This window comes from Streptomyces sp. NPDC039462 (assembly GCF_055639375.1).
On record NZ_JBVKAO010000002.1, the window covers coordinates 929,617 to 938,525 of the forward strand.

An 8,909-nucleotide genomic window follows, 5' to 3' on the forward strand; every position below is an offset into this window, starting at 1 on the left:
TGAGGCCGGGCCCGTGCCCGCCGCGGGGGCGCCCCTACTCCCCGGGCCACTCCGGCTTCCGCTTCTCGTTGAACGCCGCGACGCCCTCCGCCCGGTCCCCCGAGAAGGCCACCGTGCGCCAGGCCGCGTCCTCGACCTCCAGGCCCGCCCGCAGGTCGAGGCCGTGGCCGAGGCGCAGCGCGCGCTTGGCCGCGCGCAGGCCGACGGGCGAGTTCGCGGCGATGCGGGCGCCGAGCGCCAGCGCCTCCGTACGCGCCTCGCCCTCCGCCACCAGCAGGTCGACCAGGCCCAACTCCCGTGCCTCGGCGGCCTCCACGCGGCGCGCCGTGAAGATCAGCTCGGCGGCGCGGGCGGCGCCGACGCGGCGCGGCAGGAGCTGGGTGCCGCCGCCACCCGGGATGACGCCGACGGACACCTCGGGGAGCCCGACGACCGCGGTCGGGTCGGCGACGATCATGTCGCAGGAGAGCGCGAGCTCGAACCCGCCCCCGAGCGCGAAGCCGTGCACGGCCGCGACGGTGGGCATGGGCAGTTCCAGTACGCCGGTGTAGGAGGCCCGTGTCGTGGGGCGCTGGCGGCGCAGCTCGGCGTCGCTGAAGGAGTTCCGCTCCTTCAGGTCGGCGCCCACGCAGAAGGCCCGCTCGTGCGTGGACGTCAGGACGACGACGCGGGCGTCCTTGTCGTCGGAGAGCGCGGTGCAGGCGGCCGCGATGGAGCGGGCCATCTCGGAGGAGACGGCGTTCATCGCCCCGGGGCGGTCGAGGACGAGCTCGACGACGTGGCCGTGCCGTCTGACCGCCACGTACTCCCCGTACCGCTGCTCGTCACCCATGACGCCTCCTCCACCTGCCGGTTAACGATCGTTACCCGGGGATCATGTCAGCCGGGGCCGCCCCGGAAAAGGGGTGGCAGCGGCATCGAGGGGTGCCTAGGAGCCGCGGCGGGCCAGCAGCCACGGTTCGACGATGCCGAGGCCGCGCACGGGGCGCTGCCACATCGGCTGGAGCGCGAAACGGTAGGCGGGCGGCTCCTCGCCCTCCTTCTCGGCCACCGCCGCCGCCTCCGCGGCCTCCGCCTCGGAAGCCGGCGCGTCGCCCGTCCGCGTCAGTTCCTCCGCGAAGGCCCCGTCCACGAGGACCGCGTCGCGAGGCGCTATCGAGGTCAGCCTGCTCGCGAGGTTCACGGTGGTGCCGAAGACGTCGCCCATGCGGGTCGTCACGGTCCCGAAGGCGATGCCGACGCGCAGCTCCGGCATGGTCTCGTCGTTCGCCATGGTCTCGATGAGGCGCAGCGCGATCTCCGCGGCGACGCCCGCGTCGTCGGCGGCGTACAGCACCTCGTCGCCGAGGGTCTTGATGAGCCGTCCGCCGTGCGCGGCGACGAGGTCCGCCGCCGTCGTCTCGAAGGCCTCGACGAGCTCGCCGAGCTCCTCCTCCTCCATGCGCCGCGTCAGCCGGGTGAAGCCGACGAGGTCGGCGAAGCCGACGGCGAGCCGCCGGTCGACCATCTCGTCGTCGTCCGCGGCCTGCACCACGCGTCCGGTGGCGGCGGCGAGCTGGCGCCGCCACACGTAGACGAGGAACTCCTCCAGCTCGGGCAGGAGCAGCTCGATGAGCGGATACGTGACCTCGGTGCGGGTCATGCCCGGCTCGGGCGGCTCCGTCAGGCCCTCCAGGAAGGAGTCGATCTGCCACTCGGCGAGCCGGGCCGTGGTCTGCCCGGTCGACCTGGCCACCTGCACGGCCATGGCCTCGCTGAGCAGGCCCGCCTCGACGAGGCCTGCGAGGCGGCGCAGGGCCAGCACGTCCGCCTCCGTCAGCGCCTTGGCCTGGCCGATGTCGGGAAAGCCCATGGCCCGCCAGAACCGGGACGCCAGCTCCATCGAAACGCCCGCGCTGCGGGCCGCCTGGAAGGGGGTGTAGCGGCGGTCGGCGCCGAGGATCAGCTGTTCGAGGCGGAGGGCGAGCGGGTCCCTCTCCGGGCCGTCCTCGCCCTTCTCGTCCACCTCGGGCATCTCGGGCGGACCCGAGACGCCTCTCGCACCGTCCGCGTCCGGCTCCGCGCCGGGGTGTGCACCCTCGCCGGAGCCCGTGTCGTCGACGGTCACGCCTGCTGCCCTTCCGATCTGCCGCGGTCAGGTATCGACCGGCGTCAACTTTACGGCAGGTGTGCCGCAGCTCACTCCCGACTCCCCCGAGGGGGGGCTTGAGCCGTGGGGGCCGTCGTCCCGCGCTTCCGCCTGCGGGTGCGTGGTGGCCGGGCGCGCAGTTCCCCGCGGCCCTGCGGGGCAGGGGGTGCCACGCCGGCTCGGCACCCGGCTGCGGGGGCGTCGGGGCTGGGCGCGCAGTTCCCCGCGCCCCTATGGGGCCCGGGGTGCCCGGCACCCCGCCGCCCCGCGGGGCAGGACCTGCCACCTCAGCCCGGCAGCCGGCTGCGGGTGCGTCGGGGCCGGGGCACCCGGGGTCAGGGGGCCGGGCGGAGGTGGATGATGTCGGCGGCGCCTACTGGGTGTTGGATGCCCTCCTCTGTGGCCAGGACCAGGCGGCCGTCGCCGTCTACTGCTACTGCCTCGCCGACGATGGAGCGGTCGCCGGGGAGTTCCGCGCGGACTCGGCGGCCGAGGGTCGCGCAGCCCGCGGCGTAGGTCTCCTGGAGGGCGCAGGCGGCCGGGTCGCCGCCGGCCCCGCGCCAGTCGCCGTACCAGCGTTCCAGGGAGCGCAGCACGGCCCGCAGCAGCGGGTCGCGGTCCGTGGTGCGCGCGCCGGCCAGGGCGAGCGAGCCCGCCGTCGGGACCGGCAGCTCGTCCTCGCGCAGCGTGACGTTGAGGCCGACGCCGATGACGACGCCCCCGCCGTCGGGGGACCCGGCGCGCTCCGCGAGGATGCCGCCCGCCTTGCGCTCGTCCTCACCCACGGTCACCAGGAGGTCGTTGGGCCACTTGAGTGCGGTGTCCACGCCGGCCGACCGGGACAGCCCCGTCGCGACCGCCACGCCGGTGAGCAGCGGCAGCCAGCCCCAGCGCTCGACCGGCACCTCGGCGGGTTTGAGGAGTACGGAGAAGAAGAGGCCGGAGCGCGGCGGCGCCGACCAGCGGCGGTCGAGGCGGCCGCGCGCCGCGCTCTGCTCCTCGGCGACGAGCACCGCGCCCTCGGGGAGCTCGTCGGCCCGCGCCGCGAGGTCGGTGTTGGTGGAGCCGGTGGCGGGCACCACGTCGAGGGAGGACCACAGCCCGCCGTCCCGCAGCAGCGCCCGCCGCAACGAGGCGGCGTTCAGCGGCGGCCTGTCGAGGTCGGACCAGCGGTTGTCTTCAGTATCTGGCGGCGTCATGCAAGCCACCTTAGGTGTGGTAAACGCCGCACTGCCGAACGGTATGCGCGCCGATACGCTACGGGTCAGTAGCCAGCCGCACAGCCGTAGACAAGCACCTTTGAGCAGGCAGGGAGCCGCATCCCGATGTCCGAGCCGGAAGAGCCCAACGTGCCCGCGTCAGACCGCACCGCCGAAGACGGCGCCATCGACATCCATACGACCGCGGGAAAACTTGCCGACCTGCAGCGCCGCATCGAGGAGGCCAAGCACGCGGGCTCGGCCCGAGCGGTGGAGAAGCAGCACGCCAAGGGGAAGCTGACGGCGCGCGAACGCATCGAACTGCTGCTCGACGAGGGTTCCTTCGTCGAGTTCGACGAGTTCGCGCAGCACCGGTCCACCAACTTCGGCCTGGAGAAGAACCGGCCGTACGGCGACGGCGTGGTGACCGGTTACGGCACCGTCGACGGCCGCCCGGTCGCCGTGTTCTCGCAGGACTTCACCGTCTTCGGCGGCGCGCTCGGCGAGGTCTTCGGCCAGAAGATCGTCAAGGTCATGGACTTCGCGCTGAAGACCGGCTGCCCGGTCGTCGGCATCAACGACTCGGGCGGCGCCCGCATCCAGGAGGGCGTCATGGCCCTCGGGATGTACGGCGAGATCTTCCGCAGGAACACGCACGCCTCGGGTGTCATCCCGCAGATCAGCCTGGTCGTCGGGCCCTGCGCGGGCGGCGCGGTCTACTCCCCCGCCATCACCGACTTCACGGTCATGGTCGACCAGACCTCGCACATGTTCATCACGGGCCCCGACGTCATCAAGACCGTCACCGGTGAGGACGTCGGCTTCGAGGAGCTGGGCGGCGCCCGCACGCACAACGCGACGTCGGGCGTGGCGCACCACATGGCGGGCGACGAGAAGGACGCCATCGAGTACGTCAAGTCCCTCCTGTCGTACCTCCCTTCGAACAACCTCAGCGAGCCGCCCGCCTTCCCCGAGGAGGCGGACCTCGCGCCCACGGACGAAGACCTGGCGCTGGACACGCTGATCCCGGACAGCGCCAACCAGCCGTACGACATGCACGGCGTCATCGAACACGTCCTGGACGACGGCGAGTTCTTCGAGACGCAGCCGCTGTTCGCGCCGAACATCCTCACCGGTTTCGGCCGTGTCGAGGGCCGCCCGGTGGGCATCGTCGCCAACCAGCCGACGCAGTTCGCCGGCTGTCTGAACATCGACGCGTCCGAGAAGGGCGCCCGCTTCGTCCGCACCTGCGACGCGTTCAACATCCCGGTCATCACCTTCGTGGACGTGCCGGGCTTCCTGCCGGGCGTCGAGCAGGAGCACACGGGCATCATCCGGCGCGGCGCGAAGCTCATCTACGCGTACGCGGAGGCCACCGTCCCGCTGATCACGGTCATCACGCGCAAGGCCTTCGGCGGCGCGTACGACGTGATGGGCTCCAAGCACCTGGGCGCCGACCTGAACCTCGCCTGGCCGACCGCGCAGATCGCCGTCATGGGCGCGCAGGGCGCGGTGAACGTCCTGCACCGCCGCACCATCGCCGCCGCCGGCGACGAGGCCGCCCAGGAGGCGACCCGCGCGCGGCTCATCCAGGAGTACGAGGACGCCCTGCTCAACCCGTACACGGCGGCCGAGCGCGGCTACGTGGACGCGGTGATCATGCCGTCCGAAACCCGATCCCACCTCGTGCGCGGCCTGCGTCAGCTGCGTACGAAGCGGGAATCCCTCCCTCCGAAGAAGCACGGCAACATTCCCCTCTAGACCCCTTCAACCGTCCAGCCCCTTCCGAACCCCCAAGGAGGGCTCATGATCAAGGTCGTTCGGGGCAACCCGACGCCCGAGGAGCTCGCCGCCGCCCTGGCGGTGGTCCAGGTGCGCGCCGCGGCGGTCGCAGGCGAGCCGTCCGGCGCGCCCGCGCTGCCCGACTCCTGGGCCGACCCCGCGCGGGTGGCCAGGCACCGGCTGCCCGCACCGTCCCCGACGGCGTGGGGCCGCACGTACTGGCCCGGGTAGGTGTGTCGGGCCGGGGAACCTGAGTACGCGTACTCAGGCGTCCCGGCCCGCCCGGTCGCAGTATCGGATGCATGCTGTGGTCGGATCCGGAGGACAACCCTCCGAAGGACATGAGGGACCTCCAGGCGAAGATGCGCCGCGCCGGACTGGTCCTCGCCCTGGCCATGGTCGTGGCGATGTTCGTCCTCGGCATCCACTGACCGTGCCTCGGCAGCCACCGACTGCGCGCGTCCGGACGCGCTCGCTACGCTGACCGCATGAGTGATCAGCCCCGCCGTCTCGTCCTCGCCTCCCAGTCCCCCGCCCGGCTCGGCCTGCTCCGGCAGGCGGGCCTCGCCCCCGAGGTGATCGTCAGCGGGGTCGACGAGGACAAGGTGTCCGCGCCGACCCCCGCCGAGCTCGCCCTCGCCCTCGCCGAGGCCAAGGCGTCCGTGGTCGCCGCGCGGCCCGAGGCGAAGGGCGCGCTGGTCGTCGGCTGCGACTCGGTCCTCGAACTGGACGGCAAGGCGCTCGGCAAGCCGGCCGACGCCGAGGAGGCCACGGCCCGCTGGAAGGACATGCGCGGCCGCGCGGGCGTCCTGCAGACGGGCCACTGCGTCTACGACACCGTCTCCGGGCGTTACACCTCGGCGACGGCGTCGACGGTGGTCCGTTTCGGCGAGCCCTCCGACGACGAGATCGCCGCGTACGTCGCGAGCGGCGAACCGCTGCACGTGGCGGGCGCGTTCACGCTGGACGGCCGCTCGGCGCCGTTCGTCGAGGGCATCGAGGGCGACCACGGCAACGTCATCGGCCTCTCGCTGCCGCTGCTGCGCCGCCTCCTCGCGGAACTGGGCGTGGGCATCACGGAGTTGTGGCGGAAGTAGCCTCAGGCGGCCTGGGGGGCGGTCGGCTCGCCCTCCTGCTGAGCCTTCTTCTCGTACGCCACGAGCGTGAGGACGATCAGGCCGAGCACGGCCATCATGAAGGCGAACGCGGCCCAGCCCACCAGGCCGACGCAGAAGGCGCCGAGCAGCGCGTGCACGACGGCGCAGCTGATCAGGAGGATCCGCCCGAAGGCGCCGGGGGCGCGGTCGCGCACGGCGGCGCGGGCGAGGACGAAGGCGCACAGCGCGAGGTACCCGCCGATGAGGGCGCCGGCGATCCAGGTCGACACGGACATCGCCCGCGGGTCGAGGCCCGCGAGGGACATCTTCTGGTTGTCGACGACCTGACCGAGGAACCAGTTGAGGAGCGCGAGGCCGACCGCCTCCGCGAGGAGAACGATCGCGCCCACCCAGGCCACCGGTCTGCGCGCCACGGCGCCCACCCTCTTCCGCTTGCTGTTACCGCCAGTACGTCCGAGCCATCGCGAACGCTACTAACCGGTAAACCCCGGGACAAGAGCTGTGCCGCAGGCAAAGAATCATTGGGCCATTCGTAGGGACTCCACAAAGAAAGCCCCGGGTCCGCAGCGCTGACTCACAGAGACCTTGGCCACACCGGAGGGCTACGCTGCCGTGGAGGGACCCTGCGTACCGCGGTACGACAAGGGATTTCACGAACCTAGCCGGTCTCGAGTCACACTCCGTGTGGGCAAGCTCACCATTGGGGACGGGTCGTAAGCCCGTGTCGGCAGTCCCTAAACTCGGCTTGTTTCAAGGAGGGAGCCATCGTGCGCAAGGTGCTCATCGCCAACCGTGGCGAAATCGCTGTCCGCGTTGCCCGGGCATGCCGGGATGCAGGGATCGCGAGCGTAGCCGTCTACGCAGACCCTGACCGGGACGCGCTGCATGTACGGGCAGCCGATGAGGCGTTCGCGCTGGGCGGTGACACTCCGGCCACCAGCTACCTGGACATCTCCAAGGTGCTGGCCGCGGCCAAGGACGCGGGGGCGGACGCCATCCACCCCGGCTACGGCTTCCTTTCGGAGAACGCCGACTTCGCGCAGGCCGTCATCGACGCGGGCCTGAACTGGATCGGCCCGCCGCCGCAGGCCATCCGTGACCTGGGCGACAAGGTCGCCGCGCGGCACATCGCGCAGCGCGCCGGTGCCCCGCTGGTCGCGGGCACGCCCGACCCGGTCTCCGGCGCCGACGAGGTCGTCGACTTCGCCAGGGAGAACGGCCTGCCGATCGCGATCAAGGCGGCGTTCGGCGGTGGCGGCCGCGGTCTGAAGGTGGCCCGCACGCTCGAAGAGGTGCCCGAGCTGTACGACTCCGCGGTGCGCGAGGCCGTGGCGGCCTTCGGCCGCGGCGAGTGCTTCGTCGAGCGCTACCTCGACAAGCCGCGGCACGTGGAGACCCAGTGCCTGGCGGACAAGCACGGCAACGTGGTCGTCGTCTCGACCCGTGACTGCTCGCTGCAGCGCCGCCACCAGAAGCTCGTGGAGGAGGCGCCCGCGCCGTTCCTGACCCCCGAGCAGAACGCCGAGCTGTACGCCGCCTCCAAGGCGATCCTCAAGGAGGCCGGCTACGTCGGCGCGGGCACCGTCGAGTTCCTCGTCGGCGTCGACGGCACGATCTCCTTCCTGGAGGTCAACACCCGTCTGCAGGTGGAGCACCCGGTCACCGAAGAGGTCTCCGGCATCGACCTGGTCCGCGAGATGTTCCGCATCGCCGACGGCGAGGAGCTCGGTTACGGCGACCCCGAACTGCGCGGTCACTCCTTCGAGTTCCGCATCAACGGCGAGGACCCGGGCCGCAACTTCCTGCCCGCGCCCGGCACCGTCACGACGTTCGCGCCGCCGTCGGGCCCCGGCGTCCGCCTGGACGCGGGCGTCGAGTCCGGCTCGGTCATCGGCCCGGCCTGGGACTCGCTCCTGGCCAAGCTGATCGTCACGGGTGCCACCCGCGAGCAGGCGCTGCAGCGTGCCGCCCGCGCGCTGGAGGAGTTCGACGTCGAGGGCATGGCCACCGCCATCCCCTTCCACCGCGCCGTCGTCAAGGACCCGGCGTTCGCGCCCGAACTGACCGGCTCGACCGACCCGTTCACGGTCCACACCCGCTGGATCGAGACCGAGTTCGTCAACGAGATCCCGCCGTTCAAGGCCCCCGCGGACACCGAGACGGACGAGGAGCCGGGCCGCGAGACGGTCGTCGTCGAGGTCGGCGGCAAGCGCCTGGAGGTCTCGCTGCCCTCCTCGCTGGGCATGACCATCGCGCGCACCGCGGCGGCGGGCGGCGCCCGCCCCAAGCGCCGCGCGGCCAAGAAGTCCGGCCCCGCCGCCTCCGGCGACACCCTCGCCTCGCCCATGCAGGGCACGATCGTGAAGGTCGCGGTCGAGGAGGGCCAGGAGGTCAAGGAGGGCGACCTGGTCGTCGTCCTCGAGGCCATGAAGATGGAACAGCCGCTGAACGCGCACCGCTCGGGCACGGTCAAGGGCCTCACCGCGGAGGTGGGCGCGAGCCTGACCTCCGGTGCGGTGATCTGCGAGATCAAGGACTGAGCCGCGACAGCGGAGTGACGCGGCGTCGGGGGGGGGGGGGGATGTTGTGGCTTTCCTTCAGAGTGCTCTCCCCCCCACACCCCCCCCCCCCAACCCCCCCTCTCCCTTCCTCTAGAAGAAAAACAAAAAGGGGAGGCCGTGA

9 protein-coding genes are annotated in these 8,909 nt (G+C 72.2%); 5 read left to right on the forward strand and 4 right to left on the reverse strand.

Annotated elements, in window-relative coordinates; translation table 11 throughout:
* Positions 1–34: 34 nt before the first annotated feature.
* The 3 genes from ACZ7LU_RS14745 to ACZ7LU_RS14755 all read right to left on the reverse strand — a co-directional run bounded on the left by ACZ7LU_RS14745 (position 35) and on the right by ACZ7LU_RS14755 (position 3,327).
* Positions 35–832, reverse strand: a complete 798-nt coding sequence (locus tag ACZ7LU_RS14745) for an enoyl-CoA hydratase/isomerase family protein (protein WP_471916856.1) — start codon at positions 830–832, stop codon at positions 35–37.
* A gap of 96 nt (positions 833–928) precedes the next feature.
* Positions 929–2,107 (reverse strand): adenylate/guanylate cyclase domain-containing protein, encoded by a 1,179-nt coding sequence (locus tag ACZ7LU_RS14750; RefSeq protein WP_398300574.1) that lies wholly within the window; start codon positions 2,105–2,107, stop codon positions 929–931.
* Between the two features lie 356 nt (positions 2,108–2,463).
* Positions 2,464–3,327: a biotin--[acetyl-CoA-carboxylase] ligase gene (locus ACZ7LU_RS14755; protein ID WP_471916857.1), complete on the reverse strand. Its 864-nt coding sequence runs from the start codon at positions 3,325–3,327 to the stop codon at positions 2,464–2,466.
* 126 nt (positions 3,328–3,453) lie between these two features.
* On the opposite strand from ACZ7LU_RS14755, the gene ACZ7LU_RS14760 reads away from it, so the two are divergent.
* The 4 genes from ACZ7LU_RS14760 to ACZ7LU_RS14775 all read left to right on the forward strand — a co-directional run bounded on the left by ACZ7LU_RS14760 (position 3,454) and on the right by ACZ7LU_RS14775 (position 6,206).
* On the forward strand, positions 3,454–5,088 hold the full coding sequence (locus ACZ7LU_RS14760; RefSeq protein WP_468315674.1) for an acyl-CoA carboxylase subunit beta: 1,635 nt from the start codon (positions 3,454–3,456) through the stop codon (positions 5,086–5,088).
* 45 nt (positions 5,089–5,133) lie between these two features.
* Positions 5,134–5,340 carry an acyl-CoA carboxylase subunit epsilon gene (locus ACZ7LU_RS14765; protein ID WP_398300569.1) on the forward strand — a complete coding sequence of 69 codons (207 nt, stop codon included), beginning with the start codon at positions 5,134–5,136 and terminating at the stop codon, positions 5,338–5,340.
* Positions 5,341–5,411: 71 nt separating this feature from the next.
* The gene (mmpB, locus tag ACZ7LU_RS14770) at positions 5,412–5,540 is read left to right on the forward strand and encodes a morphogenic membrane protein MmpB (RefSeq protein WP_361170439.1); all 129 of its coding nucleotides are present in this window, start codon (positions 5,412–5,414) and stop codon (positions 5,538–5,540) included.
* Between the two features lie 57 nt (positions 5,541–5,597).
* The gene (locus tag ACZ7LU_RS14775; RefSeq protein WP_471916858.1) at positions 5,598–6,206 is read left to right on the forward strand and encodes a nucleoside triphosphate pyrophosphatase; all 609 of its coding nucleotides are present in this window, start codon (positions 5,598–5,600) and stop codon (positions 6,204–6,206) included.
* 2 nt (positions 6,207–6,208) lie between these two features.
* Here ACZ7LU_RS14775 and ACZ7LU_RS14780 read toward each other — a convergent pair whose 3' ends face one another.
* Positions 6,209–6,640: a hypothetical protein gene (locus ACZ7LU_RS14780; protein ID WP_471916859.1), complete on the reverse strand. Its 432-nt coding sequence runs from the start codon at positions 6,638–6,640 to the stop codon at positions 6,209–6,211.
* 354 nt (positions 6,641–6,994) lie between these two features.
* On the opposite strand from ACZ7LU_RS14780, the gene ACZ7LU_RS14785 reads away from it, so the two are divergent.
* A complete protein-coding gene (locus ACZ7LU_RS14785) occupies positions 6,995–8,767 on the forward strand; it encodes an acetyl/propionyl/methylcrotonyl-CoA carboxylase subunit alpha (protein WP_468315682.1) in 1,773 nt (590 codons plus the stop codon).
* Positions 8,768–8,909: the final 142 nt, after the last annotated feature.

Excerpts from the sequence above, each read along its gene's own strand:
- ACZ7LU_RS14745 (WP_471916856.1), bottom strand. The coding sequence starts at position 832 with ATGGGTGACGAGCAGCGGTACGGGGAGTACGTGGCGGTCAGACGGCAC.
- ACZ7LU_RS14755 (WP_471916857.1), bottom strand. The coding sequence starts at position 3,327 with ATGACGCCGCCAGATACTGAAGACAACCGCTGGTCCGACCTCGACAGG.
- ACZ7LU_RS14760 (WP_468315674.1), top strand. The coding sequence starts at position 3,454 with ATGTCCGAGCCGGAAGAGCCCAACGTGCCCGCGTCAGACCGCACCGCC.
- ACZ7LU_RS14765 (WP_398300569.1), top strand. The coding sequence starts at position 5,134 with ATGATCAAGGTCGTTCGGGGCAACCCGACGCCCGAGGAGCTCGCCGCC.
- mmpB (WP_361170439.1), top strand. The coding sequence starts at position 5,412 with ATGCTGTGGTCGGATCCGGAGGACAACCCTCCGAAGGACATGAGGGAC.
- ACZ7LU_RS14775 (WP_471916858.1), top strand. The coding sequence starts at position 5,598 with ATGAGTGATCAGCCCCGCCGTCTCGTCCTCGCCTCCCAGTCCCCCGCC.